Consider the following 18,128-nt stretch of genomic DNA (forward strand, 5'->3'; position numbering starts at 1 on the left):
CCTGGTATTTGGTTTCGACGGAACCAATGTTCAGCCCATCACAACGGACGAAGACGGCCGGCTAGAAATTGCCAGCATCTCTGACTCTGTTACCATTACTGCCGCTGATTTAGATATCCGGGACCTCTGTGCCGATAATGACAACGTCCTGGTATTTGGTTTCGACGGAACCAATGTTCAACCCATCACAACGGACGAAGACGGCCGGCTAGAAATTGCCAGCATCTCTGACTCTGTTACCATTACTGCCGCTGATTTAGATATCCGGGACCTCTGTGCCAATAATGACAACGTCCTGGTATTTGGTTTCGATGGTTCTGATGTCCAACCTATTAGAACCGATGACGAGGGAAGACTAGAGGTAATATCTAACATCACCCCTACTTACACTGAGGAAGAAGCGGAAGATGTTACCACAGACGATGACTTCACCGGCCTTGCTTACGTTGACACCTCCACCCAGGTTATGTATACCTACTTTGTTTATAATACTGGTGCCAACTCTGCAGACGTTAGATTAGATGTGAGCCCAACAGGTGAGGATGAAGTATTTTATATCGATGTAGCTGCCCGAACCCTTGCTTCTGGTGCCACCGACACCTTTGTGGCCAGAACCTTTTTGAGATATACTAGACTGTCCTACAGATCAACCACTCCGACTGAGCCAACAATCCTGGATATTTATTTTCAATCTCAATCAAATTAATGCGGCCTAACATATTATTTCCTCGTTAACATGTGAATATCCGCAAGCATAGGATAACCTGAGGCATTAGTTCTCAGGTTTATTCTTTATGAAAATGGGTGAGTTAAGTGAAGGATACTCAGAAGCTTAGTCTTTGCATGATCGTTAGAAATGAGGCGGCAAACTTAGCAAGGTGTTTAGCCGGTGTAAAGGATTTAGTAGATGAAATAGTTATTGTAGATACTGGTTCCATAGATAACACTTTAGACATTGCCAAGGAATTTGGGGCTCAGATTTTTACCTCTGAATGGCAAGAAAATTTTAGTACTGCTAGAAACTATTCTCTGGCCCAAGCCACCGGCGATTGGATCCTATATCTTGATGGAGATGAAGAATTAATAGATGTTAACAGGGAAACTATTGTACACCTGTTAAACCAACCAGTGGAGGGCTATTATTTCACAATAATAAATCCAACCACAAATCAGCCTGGTGGTCAAAGTATCCGGCACGTCAATCTTCGCCTGTTTAGAAATAATCCTAAATACCGATTTACAGGTGCTATTCACGAGCAAATAATTCCTTCTATACTAGCCGCCAAGCCCCAAGCCAAGCTAATAAATTCTAAACTAAAAATATATCATCATGGTTACCAAACACACTCAATTGAAGAAAAAAACAAAAACCTGCGCAACCTGAATATTATAAAAAAACAGGTGGAAAAGGAACCTAATAACAACTTTTATCTATATAATCTCGGAGTAGCACTATACCAAACAAATGACCTAGCAGGTGCCATTGATGCCTGGGAAAAAACACTCGAAAATCTAGATATTACCCTTGGCTATGCACCCACCCTATTCCGCAATTATATCATCTGCCTAAATCAAGCTAATCAACCAGGGAAGGCCTTAGAGATTATAAAAAAGGCCACTAGCTATTTCCCCAATTATACCGATTTATACTATCTTAAAGGTCAATCCTTAGAAAAACTAGGTGAATACCTAAAAGCCAAAAAAAGTTACCAACTTTGCTTAGAATTAGGGAATGCGCCGGAACATTATGTGACAACCACCGGCGTAAGCAATTACCTGCCACACAATAAGCTGGGACAGTTAATGGAAAGATTGGATGAATTTGAAGAATCAGCCTACCACTATTTGAAAACCTACCTGGCAAATCCAGATTACCCCGAGGTCATGGAGAACCTCGGCCGTGTGTTATTAAAAGTATTAACAACCCCCCTAGATTTAAGGGAATACCTCTTGGATAACATTATTAATCCAAATCCTTCCCATTCCCTTAAATTGGCTGAAATTCTTTACTCAGCTGGCGACTACCCTGGCTGTTTATTGTATCTGGAGCAGTGTAATATGTCCATAGTTGGGGTTAGGGAGCTAAGATTAAAAAGCTACCTAGCCATGGGCCGGTTGGATCAGCTAGAAATAGAATTAGAAAATCAATACGGAGATTCTCCAGGGGAAAGTTCCTTCCAGCTAGGAAAATTTCTTTTTGATAATAATTATATCTTAGAGGCGGCAGACCACCTGTTAAAGGCATTGACAGCAGGAATTGAAACAGGTGAACTCTATTTTATGCTTAGCTGTATCTGTTGCCAAAGGAATGTTCTTTGGGAAGCTGAGCAGCTAATACAAAGGGCTATCAATACCGATCCTGAGAGACAAGAATATCACGAAAAAATGATTGATATTTTACTTCAACAAGCTATCGAAACTTTAAAAGCAGCCATAGACATATTTCCAACTAACAACTCCTTCAAAGACCTTCTTTCTTCACTCAGAGACATAAATCTACCGGGGAGTAATGATTAAAATGGTATGTATCAGTTTATGTTTGATTGTTAAAAATGAAGAAGAGAACCTGCCTAGATGTCTCTCAAGCATTAAGGATTATATAGACGAAATCATCATTGTTGATACAGGCTCGGAGGATAATACCATACAAATTGCCCTTTCGTTCGGAGCCCGTGTTATCGAAGAAGCCTGGCAAAATAATTTCAGTCATGCTCGAAATGTCGGACTTTGCCAGGCCAAGGGGGAATGGATACTCTTCCTGGACGCAGATGAAGAAGTTATGCCGGATAATTTATGGCAACTAAGGGATCTCCCTTCTCAAAATGCAGATGGCTTCTTCATACAAATCCTTAATAGGGACGATAAAGGAAACACCATCAAGCAGTCAGCCCTCCGTTTATTTCGAAACAATCCCTTGCACAGATTTCGAGGTTCAATTCATGAGCAAATCATAGACTCTATTTTAGAGCATAATCCAGAGGCCCAATTTCAACACCTTGATCTTATTGTTAAACACACCGGCTACCAGGGCAAGTCAATTACACAAAAGGATAAGATTCAAAGAAATCTTAGTATTTTAAATTACGAGTTTGAGCAGGGAAACCAAAGCCCCTTTTTACTTTTTAACTTAGCCACCGAATACCTACGTTCAGGTGATTTTCCCAAGGCTCTTCATTTTTATGACCTTGCCGAACCACAGCTTGAGCCCTGGGTTAGTTATAGTCATCTGTTAGGCAAGAAAAAAATACAGTGTTTAATACTGCTGGAGGATTACCAAAGTGCCCTAGAGGTAACAAATGAATACTTGCATTTATATCCGGACTACACAGATTTATTGTTTCTCAAGGCATCTATTTACTATCATAAAAAGGATTTTATAAATTCACTTCAAACCTTTCGGGAATGCCTTAAGCTCGGTGAAGCTCCCGGAAGCTATGTTTCAGAGGAGGGGGTCGGCTCCTTTAAAGCCGAAAGGTCAATCAATCGTATTCTTGAGCTATTAAAACAAAGTGATATTCCTGAAAAAAGGGCAGACCTAAGCCTATGCTTGATAGTCAAAAACGAACAAAAAAATATTGCCCGGTGCATAAAGAGCGCCAAGGGAGTGGCAGACGAGATCATTGTGGTTGATACAGGTTCCCAGGATCATACAGCTACCCTTGCCCGCAAACTTGGGGCAAGGGTCTATAACTTCGACTGGTCAGGAAATTTTGCAGAGGCGAGAAATTTTTCCCTGGCAATGGCCAGGAGTGAATGGGTATTAATCCTGGATGCTGATGAAACCCTGCGCCTTGAAGAACATAAACAAATTCGGGATATCATTAACAAAGCTGGCGATACCCAAGGCTTTTATCTTAAGCTAATTAATTATTTTGGCACTGTAGATCCCGATGATTATGTGGTAGACGCCGTATGTCGATTATTTAGAAATCAACCTGAATATCAATTTGCCGGAGCCATTCACGAAAATATTTCCCAATCTATTATTGGAGCTGCCGGTTCAGCTAGCATTGTCCCTACAGAAATCCATATTGACCACTGGGGATATTTAACCAGGCCAATACTCAAAAAGAAAAATATTCGAAATACGCAAATTTTGCAGCAGGAGGTAGTAAAAAATAACGACCCCTATACCCTGTATGCTATGGGTACAGAATTTTTTCAACAAGCACAATACAAAGATGCTTCTTCCTACTATTGCGAGGCCCTCCGACAACACTGCGACGACGGAATGCTATCCGACCTATATTTTAAAACAGCCATCTGTTACTTAGAACAAGAGCAATATTATCAAGGAGTGGAAATGGTAAAGAGGGGATTGCAGCTATTTCCTGACTTCGCAAGTCTGTGGTATCTCTATGGAATGCTGGAATATCAGCAAAACAACCTGGAAAAAGCTTGTAAAATATGGCAAACAACATTAGCCACGGGTGATCCCCCCTGGCATAAATATACCTTTCCAAAGGGGATTGGCACATTCCGTACAGCTGCAGTCCTGGCAGTTTGCCTTGAAAAAATGGGGCAAAATAAGGAAGCTGAATTGCTGTTAGAACAGTTTTTAGAAAAAAGACAAGGTCTCTTATCCATTGCCCCTCCCTACTACCGTCTATTAGAAAAAAAATATGACTCTAATAAAGCTGTAGAAATACTTATCGAGAAAATTAAACCCCTGGATTTTAGCTGTTGTTTTATCCTTGCGGATGTTTTTAATCAGTTAGGTAGACCTGTCATAAGGCAAGGGTTTATTAAATACTCCCTCGAGCTGTTGATTCAGCAGCCCCTGGAAACAGATTTTATGAAGCTGGCGGGGATGCAGCTAGGAATTATACTAAAAAACTGTGCGGAAGTTATTAAAAAGTTCCCCGCTTCCATATCTACCGACTATAAAATTAAAAAAATCTCTTCTCTCTTTAACTTAGGTGTGGATCTGTCCCAATAAACAAAATATTTGTTAGGAAGGAATGTGTGGCGTGTTAAGTGTATTAATTGCCGGGCCAGTTAGAAAACCTTCTGCCATACTAAAGGAATTTTTATGGTCCTTAGACATATTGGATAAAACTAATTTATCTGTTAGTTATGCCTTCGTAGATGATAACAATGACCTTGAAAGTAAAGAACTTCTGAAGCAGTTTGCCTTAAATAAAGATAATATTGACATAATTCCTGCAAATGCAGATGATTTTTATCATTGCGATGAAACAACCCATCATTGGCAAGAACATCTCATTTGGAAGGTAGCTGCTTACAAAGACAACTTATTAAAGCTGGCCTCAGAGAAAAATTTTGACTATGTCTTTATGGTTGACTCAGATTTAATCTTACATCCCAAAACCCTGGTTCATTTAGTAGGGTTAAGTAAAGATATTGTCAGTGAAGTATTTTGGACCAAGTGGGAGCCTGATTTACCTCCACAGCCTCAGGTTTGGCTGTCTGATTCATATAGAATGTTTCATTCAACAAGAAATGAAAAAATAGCTGCAGGCGAAATAATCAGGCGTAAGAAGGAATTTTTCGAAATGCTTGCCCGGCCAGGCACCTATAAGGTTGGTGGCTTAGGTGCCTGTACTTTAATGAGCAGAAATGCCCTTGCAAAGGGTGCCTCTTTTTCTGAAATATACAACTTGAGCTTTGTGGGTGAAGACCGCCATTTTTGTATCAGAGCAGTTGCCCTGGGTTTAGAACTATACGCAGATACCCATTATGAACCATACCATATCTATCGAGAATCTGAATTAGCAGGTGTCGAGAAATATAAAGAAAGGCTCTATCCCTATTTAAAAGGTGATGATCAATTAGATAAAGGAGCTATGAACAGCATTATACCCTCAAACAAGATCACCCTGGCCATGCTGGTTAAAAATGAAGCGGCTAGGTATCTTGAAAAGGTTTTGAAACATGCTGCCCGTTATATTACACAAGCAATCATTCTAGATGATGCCAGCGATGATAATACCTGTGAGTTATGTCAAAGTATCCTTAATGGCATTCCCTTGACCATTGTATCAAATCCAGAACCAGCCTTTGATAATGAGGTAGTGTTAAGAAAACAGCTCTGGCGTTTAGCAGCTAATACCGACCCAGATTGGATATTAATCCTGGATGGGGACGAGATTTTTGAAGATAAGGCCCTCGAAGAATTGCCTATCCTGGCCAGCCGCAAAGATGTTGATGTATTGTATTTTCGATTATACGATATGTGGGATGAGCTGCATTATAGGGAGGATAAATATTGGCAGGCCCACCGTCAATACCGCCCATTCATGGTGAGATATAAAAAGGGGTTCCCATATAAATGGAAGGAAACACCCCAGCATTGCGGGCGTTTCCCAATAAATATTTCAAAATTAAGTGGAGCAGCCAGTGAATTAAGGATAAAGCATCTTGGCTGGATGAAGCAGGAGGATCGCCAGGAGAAGTATAATCGGTACATGACCTTGGACCCTGAGGGTCGTTATGGTATTCTTGAACAATACTCATCAATATTAGATGAAAACCCTAATCTACTTCCCTGGCTGGAAGAGGAGGAGAAACATACCTCAGATGAAATAAAACCTCCCCCTACTGCCAGTACCAATGGAGGTGATATAATAGTCCACACTATGCCTTTGTTTATAAAGGATAAGCATGATCTTTCATTAGCTAATTCCTGTTTCTCCAGCCTTGCCAAGTATTATCCAGATTCATTGATAGTACTCTTTAATCAGGGCAAATTAACAAACGCAGAGCTTACCAAGTACCTACGCCAGTTCAAACTTCGTTTTCACATATTGGGGAAAGGCTCAATGGTTAGTTTAGCTCTAGCCCGGGGAACCTGTCTCAATTACCTTTGGAAATACCTGCCTGATATTAAGTATATTTCAGAAATAGCCCAGGATATGCTCTTCCCCTCCCATTGGCTGGATGAGATGATTAATTTTTTAAACACCCATCAAGACCAACCCATGGTTTGCCCAGGAATCATTAATTACCGGGGAGAACGATATCCTCAGGAATCAGATAGATTGATCCTGGAGAATATTCCTACCAATGACTTGAACGGCATGAATGAATTTCTCTCCAGTTTATCCATTGAAAAAGAACTAGAAGGTTTTGCATATCCTGTGGTTCACAGGGCAGAGGCCCTAAAGGCTGTGGGAGGATACAATACCAGTTTTTTGAAGGGTCCCCAAGGCTTCGAGAATGACTGTTTGCTGCTTGGCTACCGATATTATATGGGGTTAAAACATAACTGGAAACCCATCTGCTGCTTAAAAACTTATGTTTATCAAGGCTCAACGATTCTACAAACCATCCCCGGCAATGAAGGTGAAGCAAACCTTAAGGGATTAATTCATATGTATGGACTGAAGGGAATAATGGAATTGGAGCAAATTCACCAAAACAATACTTATTATAAAGAACTCTATGAAGAATTATTTAAACAGCTTGGTATAGAAAAATAAAAAACTTTGTACAGACGTGCACAAAGCAAAATCATATTTACCATTAATAATATGATTTGATTATTTATTCACAATTTCATTCCACTGTGTATATGGTATTCTATGGTATTAACATTTAAATTTGGTTTGAGATTGTTTACACATTGTGTAATATAATGGTCATTAAGCAGACATTTAAATGTCATGACAGTGACGTTATTTTAATTTTCTAAATAGTATCATTCTTTTAGAAGATTAAAAGGGGGTTCGTCAATGAGATATTTAGCCATTGTTAATCCTATGACCATGATGTTTGTATATTTTGTGGTGGCTCCGGTAGTAAAAGCCTATAGAAAAGTCAAATGTTCCATTAACCCAAACTCTCCAGAATGTGCAATTAACTAAAATTAGCATATAATCCCTACGGTTTATAGAGCCCCTCTCCTGCCAAGGGCTCTATTTTTCTGCTGTAAAGACCGCTACTCCCTCTTCATTTAAAAACTGCCAATCTCCACGAACACCACACGCCAAAGCACCCAATTCAATATGCAGCATAGCTATGCCACAATCCAATCTTTTAGGAATATTGTAGGTCTCTACTATTGAATCTAGCATTACTATAATTTGTTGATTACCAATATGGAATCTCCAAGGCTGCCTGTTTACCGCCGAAGGGGCTAGCCTTGCCGCTTCCACCGCAAGCTTAACCCAGCGGGGCCATTCGTCCTGGGGCAAACCAGAAACCAATTCTGCTATAGGCAATCTTTTTTTACTCTTAGCCATCCCGGACATTAGTCTTTCTTCTAAGGAATAATTTTTTTTGGTATAGCCTACCGGTGTTACAGCCATAACCCTTTCATTTGGCCCTATACTCAAAGCATTGGCCACCGTCTCAGGTCTGAAAAAACCTCCTACCCAACAGGTTGATAATCCTAGATTAGTAGCCTCTAAGATCAGCCCTTCACCTAGATATCCTAATCTTTCTAAGTGATGGGGAAAACTGGTGTTTGCAATAAAGGCCATATAGGCAGGCGCTCCTTTAATTTTACCGTAAGAACCCATGGCGCCCTTATATATATCACTGGAAGATCTTAATACCAGTTCTGCCCTAGCCTCTGGAAATTTAAAGTCCTGGCATAGGCCTACTAGTTTTTCAACTGCACTTTCATCTAAGGCCTGTTCTTTGAAATTTCTTCGGGAATTCCTTTGACTTATGCTGTTATACCACTCCTTTTTAGGAGCTACCGCTAGGGCGGTGCCCATACAATCCCCTCCAGTTTAAAAGTATTATCGATAATACTTATGCTGGCTCATTTAATATATGTAGTTTTTGGTTTTTAACTATTTTAAATTAAGTTAATTGTTTGGCTTGTTTTGCACCCTTTGATATTCCTTCGCATCCTTTAAATAAAATAAAAGCATTGGTATGAGTATAACAAAGGCACAGGTTAGATACATAAAGGCCAAGCCAACTTCTTTAGACAGGATTCCCAAGAGTATGGAACCTAAGCCGATGCCTAGATCAAAGGCGCTAAAGATTGTGCCATTGGCAGCACCCCGACGAAAGGGTTGGACTTTATTTATGGCCATGGCCATAGCTGTAGGGTGAATAATACCAAATCCCACTCCCATGGCTATGGCAGAGGCAATAAATAAAATTTCCCCTTTAGCCAGAAACAGAAGTACAAAGGCAACAGCTATGGCAATAAAGCCAAGGGCCATTATTTTAATAGGTCCATTCTTGTCAAATTCTTTTCCTGCCCAAGGTCGGATAATAAGAAGGGTTAAAGCATAAATCAGAAAATAAATACCGGGATTACCTACACCAATTTTATTTCCGTATAATGTAATGAAGGATACAATTCCTCCATATACCAGGGCTGTAAAAAACATAAGGATGGAAAGTGAATATACCTTTGACTCAAAGAAGCTGTCAAGGCTTAGTTTCCCCTTAACCTCTATTTTTATATCCTGATGAAAGGATATCCCAAAAAGGGCTAGCAAGCCTATCAACGCCACTACAAAGCCAGCAATGAATAATGAATCAAAGCCTGCATGGTTTAGAATTATTATGCCCAGGGCTGGGCCGGCTGCCATGGCCAAGGTATTTGATAGGCCATAATAACCCATCCCCTCACCTCTTCGGGCAGCAGGTACAATATCTGAGGCAACTGTTCCGGCACCGGTGGTGGTAAAACCCCAGGTAAAGCCATGGACTACCCTGAGAACAAATAAGAGGGTTAGGCTTGTGACAAAATAATATCCTCCCATGGCCAGGGAAAATGCAATCAGTGCCAAAAGTAATACTTTTCTGCGTCCAATGACATCCAGGGCAAAGCCGGATAATGGACGAACCAGGACTGCCGTCAAGGAGAGTACACCAATTATGTAACCGACATTACTCTCATCACCCTTTAATACATCTGTAACAAAAATCGGCAATGTAGGCAAAAGGAAGTAAAAACTCGTAAATATCATTAGATTTGCCAGACAAATGAGTATAAAGTCTTTGGTCCATAAGTTCTGTTTCATGCTTATATATTTCCCCCTTATATTGTAATTTTATTGCGGCAATATTTCCACCGTTAAGTTTATAGAATTTTGCCAATTTTACGACTTTAGCCAGATGATTCTATATTTATTTTGTCAATCCTTAACTTTGCTAAACTGTTTAAATAAATCGCAATTAACATGGCAAAAACTAAGCAGCCTATAGTACCCACTATCACTCCCGACCACTGCCATTTTACCCATAGGGGTCCAAGCATTGTCCCACCTAACCCGCCTCCAAGGTAATAAGCTATTAAATACAGCCCCGATGCCCCACACCTTGCTCCCTTGGCGTTAATGCTGACCCAGGAGCTGGCCGCAGAATGGCCGGCAAAAAAACCAAAACAAAAAAGAGTTAAACCGATAATAAAAATAAAGATATCATCACTAAAGGTAAGCAATAATCCCAGGATAGAAATTATTACGCTGACACCAATGGTCAATGGGTTTCCTAAACGACTTGCCGCTGCACCAGACAGGGTTGAGCTAATGGTCCCTGCCAAATAGGTTAAGAAAATTAACCCTAGGGCTTTGGTGGAAAGTAAGTAGGGTGGAGCAGCCAGCAAGAAGCCCACATAGTTGTACACTCCAACAAAACTGAACATTAAGAAAAATCCAACCAGATAACTACACCTTAATGTTTTATTTTTAAGATGTGCCATCATATCGGTGACACCCCTACCCAGGGAAAAGGGATGGGCCGTGAAGTTTTGGGATTTTGGCAACAGTATAAACAATAGAATACCAGCCACGAGATTTGAAACACCAAAGACCCAAAAGACCTCCTGCCAGGAAAAATGGTAGGCTATAGAACCACTTACTATCCTACCTGTCATTCCACCCAGGGAATTGCCACTTATGTACAAGCCCATTGCCAGGGTTAAACGATTTTTATCAATTTCCTCTGCTATATAGGCCATGGCCACTGATTGAAGGCCGCCCAGCAATAGTCCCTGGCAAAACCTCATTAAAAGAATAAAATTAAAGTCCTGGGCAAAGCCCGCTGCCATAGTTGGAATTGCAGCGGTAACTAGGGCAAAGGTCATCAGATTTTTTCGCCCCAGGGCATCTGAAAGGGGTCCATAGAAGAATAACGATATAGCCATGGCCAACACCACCAGGGAAACCGATAGGCTGGACACAGTAGGAGAAACCCCAAAATGCCCGGTAAAGGTTGGCAGCAACGGCTGGGCAGCATATATATCTGCAAATGTAGCAAAGGAACTAATAAATAGGGACAGTAATGCCCTGATAAAATGTTTATTTGAATGGCACATATTTATTACCTACTCCTATCAATAGCCCCACTCTTGTATCATACCCCCTTATGGGGTAAACTGGTATACTGGAGGAGTTTATTATGATTTTACTACAAGCTAACAATATTAATAAGTACTTTAACGGCAATCAAATATTAAACAATGTAAATTTGACTGTTCAGACAAATGAGAAGGTCGGGTTGGTAGGAGTTAACGGTGCGGGTAAATCCACTTTACTAAAAATTATTACTGGTCAGCTTAGCTTTGATTCTGGTGACCTGTTCCTTGCTACCGGCTTAAACATAGGATATTTGGCCCAGGATACAGGATTAGAATCTAAGAAAACAATTTATGAAGAAATGTTATCTGTCTTTGCAGACTTAGTGGAGCAAGAACAACAGCTAAGATATCTAGAAGAGTTAATGGGTAACCCAGACATAAAGAAATATCCTGATAGGCATCAACGTACTTTGAACCAGTACTCAGTTCTTCTGGATAACTTTAGAGACGCAGGTGGCTACAGCTTCCGTTCCTTAATAAGGGGTGTACTACAGGGCTTAGAATTTCCAGATATTGACAATCATTCACCCATTGAAAAATTAAGTGGCGGACAAAAGACCAGACTAGCTTTGGCTAAGAATCTTCTAATAAAGCCCCACCTACTAATTTTAGATGAGCCTACCAATTATCTTGATCTTAAAACCTTGGCCTGGCTGGAACAATTCCTACAGTCTTACCAGGGTGCTGTGCTGGTTGTATCCCACGACAGGTATTTCCTTGATGCAGTGGTTACAAAGATTGTAGAGATTGAATATGGACAAGCAAATACTTACAAGACAAATTACTCAGGCTTTATAGATGTTAAAGCTCAACAGCAGGAAAGTCAGTTAAAGCAGTATGAGCAACAACTGGAGGTCATTGCCCGAACCAAGGATTTTATACAGCGTAATATGGCTAGGGCATCTACTACTAACAGGGCCAAGAGTCGCTTGAAAGCCCTGGAAAAAATAGAACCGGTAGAAGCACCGGCAGCCAAGCAAAAACATATTTATTTTTCATTCCAGGTGGACCGACAAAGCGGCAAGGATGTACTTCGGGCAGACAACCTCAGTATAGGTTATCCAGGGTTAATATTAGCCGACCAAATTAATTTTACAGTAGAGCGTGGCGAGAGTGTTGCTCTCCTTGGTCCCAATGGTACTGGCAAATCAACCCTATTAAAAACAATCATCGGTGAATTGGAGCCTTTGTCGGGAGTTATTCGTAAAGGTGCTAACCTTAGCATAGGCTATTACGCCCAGGAACAGGAAAAATTAAATCCCACTAAAACTGTTTTAGATGAGCTTTGGGATGAACACAAATTAGTAGATGAAAGGGATATCCGAACAGTTCTAGGTAACTTCCTTTTTCGAGGAGAAGATGTATATAAAAGGGTAAAAAATCTTAGTGGTGGAGAAAAAGCACGCCTATCCCTTTGTAAACTAATGCTCCAAAGGGCCAATTTATTGATCATGGACGAGCCTACTAACCATTTAGATATATTAAGCCGAGAAATACTGGAAAGTGCCCTTATGGACTATCCAGGTACCCTAATTTTTGTATCCCATGATAGGTATTTTCTTAATAAGATGGCCACCAGAATCATGGAATTGACCCCTTTAGGGATTGTCAATTTTCCCGGCGACTATGACTATTACTTAGAAAAGAAGCCTCAACAACCAATTAACCCTACTGTTAAAGAAGTGCAAGAAAAGCCTCAATTAAATAAGCAGAGTTTTCTTCAAAATAAAGAAGCTCAACGTTTAGAAAGAAAACGTCAAAAGAGAATTGAGGAATTGGAATATCTAATAGCTGAGTCAGAAAAAGTTATTGTGGACTTAGAGAAGGATCTAGAAAAACCTGAAATTGCACAGGATTATACCGCCTGCTTAAAAATTAGTGAAGATTTAAATAATGCAAAGCTTAAACATGAAAAGTTCTTGGAAGAATGGTTAGAGTTATCTGAGTAATAACTTTTTTAAATTAACAAAAGCCTTTATAGATATGCCCGGCCAGCCTTTCAATCTGCCTTTGATTATATTGATGCCTTGTCTTTTCCAACCTGTTAAGATACTCTATTAGGCCTGGTAAGCCATAAACCATAACATTCTCTGGCAGCCTGGCCTCTGAAAAATCAAATTTGCCTGCAGATGCAAACACTATTATTCCATAAACTAAAACAGCTTCATCCTCTTCCTTTAGTATTTGTTCCAATGAGAATATCTGTTTTTTACATTGAACTGCCGGACTCTTTTGGGGAATCCACATCCCATGTTGAAATCTTAGCCATTCACCTTGACAATCACAGGCTGCTGTATTCCAATTTTTCGTTTCCAGGCTAAAAATACCTGGCGGACCTAAAAGTAGATGATCCACTTGGCTTTTAACATTTCCCCTAGTAATTTTAAGGTCATTTATGACCAGCCAATGATCACTTAGCCTGGTAAACAGTTCCCAAGCCACCTTTTTTTCTCCATCTGACCCCTTTCCCACCGAACTTGAGTCGAAAAAAATCTTCGAAAGAAAACCAAGGAGTCCTCTCCTTGGTTCTTTATTTTTAATATAATTCTCCATACTGGGAGGCCACCTCAATACCTTAGCCATAACTATCACTCTTTCATTCTCTTACTATTCAAAAGAATAACAGAGTATAATTAATTCTTCAAGGACTTCAAGCCTTTATAATCCCAAGTCCATATAAGAGCACTACGACAATAGCCACCGGTGCGACATATCTAACAATGAAGGTATATACTGCAAGAAAGGAATTGTTATTTAATGTACCCTGGTTGGTAGCTTCATCAAAAATAACCCTGGAACCTAGCTTCCACCCGGCAAATAGGGCGATAAAAATACCACCAATTGGCATCAAAACATTAGAAGATAAGAAATCCTGCAGGTCAAACATATTTCGCCCGAGAATAGTGAATTCAGCCAAAGCACTTCCCGACAAGGTGGCTGTGCTGCCCAGGGCAGCGATAACCAATACACTAATTATAGTAGCTATCCTTCTGCTAAAGCGAAGTTCCTCATGAAGATAGGCAACGGGAACCTCCAATAGGGATATCATAGCACCTGTGGCGGCGATGGATGTAAGAATAAAGAAAACAGCTAGAAAGAATTGACCCAGGGGCATGGCGTTAAATACCATGGGAATTGTAAAAAACAACAGGGGCGGCCCGGACTCAGGTGCAAACCCAAAGGCAAACACTGCCGGAAAAATAGCAAGTCCAGCCATAATTGAAACCAGTATATCTGAGAACATAACTTTCAATGCAGTGCCTGGTAGGCTTTCCCCTTGACCAATATAGCTACCATAGGTAGTCATGGTCCCAACACCTACTGAAAGCTTGAAAAATGCCAAACCAAGGGCCAATAACACGGTAAGCTCTGTTATTTTACTAAAGTCAGGCTTAAACAAGAACTCTAACCCCTGGGCTGCCCCCGGGAGTGTTAATGCCCTGATATCATAGGCTATTAATAGCACAAATAAAATTGGCAGCAGGGTTTTGGTCATCCTTTCGATGCCGCCCCTAACCCCAGCCAGTATGACCGTCCCAGTTAATACTAAGGTTATCCACTGCCAAACAAGTGGCTCCCAAACTCCACCCGCCAGGCTATCAAAAACCTCCTTAGCTGACTCGGGGCTATTTATTGCTATTCCTCCAGTGGCAGCTTTAAAGGCATAGGCAAATACCCAGCCAGCCACATTGGTGTAAAAGGACATAATTAAAATGGCTGCCAGAACCCCTGCCAGACCAGTTAAAAACCAAGGTTTGTCCGGGGCCAGTTTTCTATAGGCACCCACCGCAGCCTTCTGGGCCCTGCGTCCAATGATAAATTCAGAAATCATTATGGGCAATCCTACCAATAAGGTGGCCCCCAGATAAAGTAAGATAAAGGCGGCACCACCGTTTTCCCCGGTCATATAAGGAAATTTCCATATATTTCCTAATCCCACAGCAGAACCCAAGGTGGCAGCAATTACTCCTAAACTGGTGGCAAACCCTTCTCTTTTTATTGGATTTTCTTTATTCATTGATTCCATCCTCATAAGTTTTTTAATAGTTTCTTCATTAATGGCAAAAAAAAACCAAGGTAGCTTTTACCTTAGTTTAGATCCTCTAATACATATCTGTTTATCTTATCTAATTTTATTTATTAACTCGGCTATTTCCCCCCAACGCACTGCAATATTGCTCTTATATTTCTTATCTACTAATTTTTCTTCATAAAGCTTGCTAATTTCTTTATCGGCATTTGTATTGATCATATCCAGAAATCCTAATCTATCCAAGATTACAGCCAGCATCTCCCTGGTAACCGGCTTATGGGGATTCCAATCATACCCATCCCCCACCATAACGCCTGTTGCTTTAGCTTTTTCTATACTAGCCACTGCCCAATCGGAAGGTATCTGCGAATTTGTCATTGCCAATTCCTCCTGCTCCTTAAAAATTTCATTGACCCTTTCAATCAAATTCCAGTTCTTAGTTAGGTTAATCAGGGAGTTTGCGTACTGAGGGTCTGTAGCATATCCACAGGCCTGGAGCTGCCGGGCATACTCAACTGGATTATTCGCGGCAGCCACCGCAGGTGCATATCTTTTATTTTCTAAAATAAACACCCCATAATCGGCAAAGGATTCTTCATAGGAATGATAGGCCCGAAAATACGCATCAACCTCAATATACCTACTTCCGAAATACTCAAAGGTTGTGGATAAAACAGTACCTGCAGATCCTATCCCTTTAATGTTAAACAAATTGAAAGAAAACTGTCCCGTTATTCTATCGACTGTAACAAATTGACCAAAGCCTGTTTCTAAAATACACTGGGCCACCATAATGGCTGCAGGCAATCCGGTTTTCGTTTGAATACTAACAGCATCGGGTAAAACGGCATTGATAAATTCCTCTCTAAAACCCATTTCATCACCTCGACATGTTACCATTTATTGCTATTGGTATTTTATTCATGTATACCTTGAAGGTGATATCAAAAGCAAAAATTTAACCCACCAAAGGTGGGCAGAATGTCCAGAAACTACCTTCGGGTTTTAATAATCCCTCACGACTCCTATCTCCGCAGTGGACAGCGCTAATCCCTTGCTTCGGGCGAAAATGGGCCGCCTTCGAGTAAACATCGTGTTTACCTCAGGCTTTCGCATCCTCAGCTTCGCGAAGCGCTGTTTCCACTGCTTCGAATGTCGCTGTTTGGGATTATTAAAACCCGGTTAAATCTTTTTCAACAGGCTGCCCACCATAGGTGGGTTTACTCTTAAGCTAGGTTTTCTTTTTTGTATCCTTTTCTCTACCCTGATCTGACGGATGATAATAACTAACCCCCATTAATTGGTCCGGCATATACTGTTGTTCTACGTAATGCCCTGGATAGCTGTGGGGGTATTTATAGCCTGTGTGCCCTAATTTATCAGCACCCCTGTAATGGGCATCCCGGAGATGGGGTGGCACATTTCCCACCGGCCTGTTCTTAATATCAGCCATAGCCTGGTCAATGGCAGCAATTACACTGTTGCTCTTGGGTGCCATGGCCAGGTAAACAATACATTGGGCTATGGGTATTCTGGCCTCAGGCAGACCAACTGTTTCCAAGGCATTCCAGGCCGCATGGGCTATGAGCATAGCTTGGGGGTCCGCCAGGCCAATATCCTCAGAGGCATGAACGATAAGCCTGCGTACTATAAATCGTTGATCTTCACCGGCCACCGTCATCCTAGCATAATAATGAAGGGCCGCATCTGGGTCCGATCCCCTTATGCTTTTGATAAAGGCGGAGATAACATCATAATGGTTATCCCCACTTCGATCATATCTTACCAGCCTTTGCTGGGTGGAATCCTCGGCTACTTCAAGGGTGATATGACGGTAACCATCCTCGGACACCCCGGTGGATAATACTGCCAATTCCAGGGAATTTAACACCCTTCTGGCATCACCGTTTGAAATATCCACCAGGTGGTTTAGGGCTTCTTCTTCTAATGCTACCTTATATATTCCCAGTCCCCTATCTGCGTCCTCTAAAGCCCTACGAACAAGTTTCCCTAAGTCTACCTCAGTAAGCTCCTTAAGCTGAAATATTCTTGAACGACTGAGCAGTGCACCGTTTATTTCAAAATATGGGTTTTGTGTGGTTGCACCGATTAAGATTACTTCACCCCTTTCCACTGCTTCCAGGAGGCTGTCCTGTTGACTGCCACGCTTTAGTGCGTGTATTTCATCAATAAAGAAGATGGTCTTTTTGCCATAAAATTTAAGACTATCCCTGGCTTTTTTTATTTCTTCTCTTATTTCACCCACACCAGCGGACACAGCATTAATCTTAATAAAATTTGAGGCAGTCATTTCAGAGATAATTGTGGCCAGAGTTGTCTTGCCTGTACCTGGTGGCCCGTATAGGATTATGGAACCTAGTCTATCTGCCTCTATAGCCCTCCGAAGCAGCTTTCCCGCCCCGATAATATGCTCCTGTCCGATAAAATCATCTAAGTTCCTTGGTCTCATCCTTTCGGCCAAAGGTGCTGCCTGTAAAGTCATTGCCCCTGCAGCAACGCTGAATAAATCCATATTTTCACCTCTATTTGGTAAGCAGTCTCTTTCTAATTATAATAGTATATTGTAAAGATTGGAAATCTGTATATATCTGATAGGACTCTCAACAACATAAAACACCCTACGGGTGTTTTATGTTGTTGAGAGTCGAGAAACTACCTTCGGGTTTTAATAATCCCTCACGACTCCTCTCTCCGCAGTGGACAGCGCTAATCCCTTGCTTCGGGCGAAAATGGGCCGCCTTCGAGTAAACATCGTGTTTACCTCAGGCTTGAGCGGACATCCAT

Annotated in this window: 13 protein-coding genes; 6 read left to right on the plus strand and 7 right to left on the minus strand. The window is 41.1% G+C overall.

Translation table 11 applies throughout. The features are described 5' to 3' along the window. The 5 genes from P6N53_RS17795 to P6N53_RS17815 all read left to right on the plus strand — a co-directional run. A partial coding sequence (locus P6N53_RS17795) for a DUF6385 domain-containing protein (RefSeq protein ID WP_304545601.1) occupies positions 1-706 on the plus strand: 706 nt, incomplete at its 5' end. A 107-nt stretch (positions 707-813) separates the two neighbouring features. Next, entirely contained in the window at positions 814-2,517 is a 1,704-nt protein-coding gene (locus P6N53_RS17800; RefSeq protein ID WP_304545604.1) for a glycosyltransferase, read from the plus strand. Next, complete coding sequence (locus tag P6N53_RS17805) at positions 2,510-4,939, plus strand: glycosyltransferase (protein ID WP_304545606.1); 2,430 nt, start codon at positions 2,510-2,512, stop codon at positions 4,937-4,939. The genes P6N53_RS17800 and P6N53_RS17805 overlap by 8 nt, the downstream gene beginning before the upstream one ends. Positions 4,940-4,970: 31 nt before the next feature. Next, positions 4,971-7,442 (plus strand): glycosyltransferase, encoded by a 2,472-nt coding sequence (locus P6N53_RS17810; protein ID WP_304545607.1) that lies wholly within the window; start codon positions 4,971-4,973, stop codon positions 7,440-7,442. 252 nt (positions 7,443-7,694) lie between these two features. Continuing rightward, a complete protein-coding gene (locus tag P6N53_RS17815) occupies positions 7,695-7,826 on the plus strand; it encodes a hypothetical protein (RefSeq protein ID WP_304545609.1) in 132 nt (43 codons plus the stop codon). Positions 7,827-7,877: 51 nt separating this feature from the next. Here P6N53_RS17815 and P6N53_RS17820 read toward each other — a convergent pair whose 3' ends face one another. The 3 genes from P6N53_RS17820 to P6N53_RS17830 form a co-directional block, all read right to left on the minus strand. Then, a complete protein-coding gene (locus P6N53_RS17820; RefSeq protein ID WP_304545611.1) occupies positions 7,878-8,684 on the minus strand; it encodes a nitroreductase family protein in 807 nt (268 codons plus the stop codon). A gap of 93 nt (positions 8,685-8,777) precedes the next feature. Next, positions 8,778-9,953 carry an MFS transporter gene (locus P6N53_RS17825; protein ID WP_304545613.1) on the minus strand — a complete coding sequence of 392 codons (1,176 nt, stop codon included), beginning with the start codon at positions 9,951-9,953 and terminating at the stop codon, positions 8,778-8,780. Positions 9,954-10,039: 86 nt separating this feature from the next. Further along, positions 10,040-11,248 carry an MFS transporter gene (locus P6N53_RS17830; protein ID WP_304545615.1) on the minus strand — a complete coding sequence of 403 codons (1,209 nt, stop codon included), beginning with the start codon at positions 11,246-11,248 and terminating at the stop codon, positions 10,040-10,042. Positions 11,249-11,331: 83 nt separating this feature from the next. On the opposite strand from P6N53_RS17830, the gene P6N53_RS17835 reads away from it, so the two are divergent. Next, the gene (locus tag P6N53_RS17835; RefSeq protein WP_304545617.1) at positions 11,332-13,239 is read left to right on the plus strand and encodes an ABC-F family ATP-binding cassette domain-containing protein; all 1,908 of its coding nucleotides are present in this window, start codon (positions 11,332-11,334) and stop codon (positions 13,237-13,239) included. 13 nt (positions 13,240-13,252) lie between these two features. On the opposite strand, the gene P6N53_RS17840 is transcribed toward P6N53_RS17835, so the two are convergent. The 4 genes from P6N53_RS17840 to P6N53_RS17855 form a co-directional block, all read right to left on the minus strand. Beyond that, complete coding sequence (locus P6N53_RS17840; protein ID WP_304545619.1) at positions 13,253-13,843, minus strand: nuclease-related domain-containing protein; 591 nt, start codon at positions 13,841-13,843, stop codon at positions 13,253-13,255. A gap of 97 nt (positions 13,844-13,940) precedes the next feature. Continuing rightward, complete coding sequence (locus P6N53_RS17845; protein WP_304545621.1) at positions 13,941-15,308, minus strand: sodium-dependent transporter; 1,368 nt, start codon at positions 15,306-15,308, stop codon at positions 13,941-13,943. Positions 15,309-15,413: 105 nt separating this feature from the next. After that, positions 15,414-16,199 carry a glycoside hydrolase family 73 protein gene (locus P6N53_RS17850; protein ID WP_304545623.1) on the minus strand — a complete coding sequence of 262 codons (786 nt, stop codon included), beginning with the start codon at positions 16,197-16,199 and terminating at the stop codon, positions 15,414-15,416. A gap of 355 nt (positions 16,200-16,554) precedes the next feature. Further along, the gene (locus tag P6N53_RS17855; RefSeq protein WP_304545624.1) at positions 16,555-17,856 is read right to left on the minus strand and encodes a replication-associated recombination protein A; all 1,302 of its coding nucleotides are present in this window, start codon (positions 17,854-17,856) and stop codon (positions 16,555-16,557) included. Positions 17,857-18,128: the final 272 nt, after the last annotated feature.

Origin of the sequence: Desulforamulus aquiferis (assembly GCF_030577015.1) — a bacterium.
GTDB classification, from domain to species: Bacteria; Bacillota; Desulfotomaculia; order Desulfotomaculales; family Desulfotomaculaceae; genus Desulfotomaculum; species Desulfotomaculum aquiferis.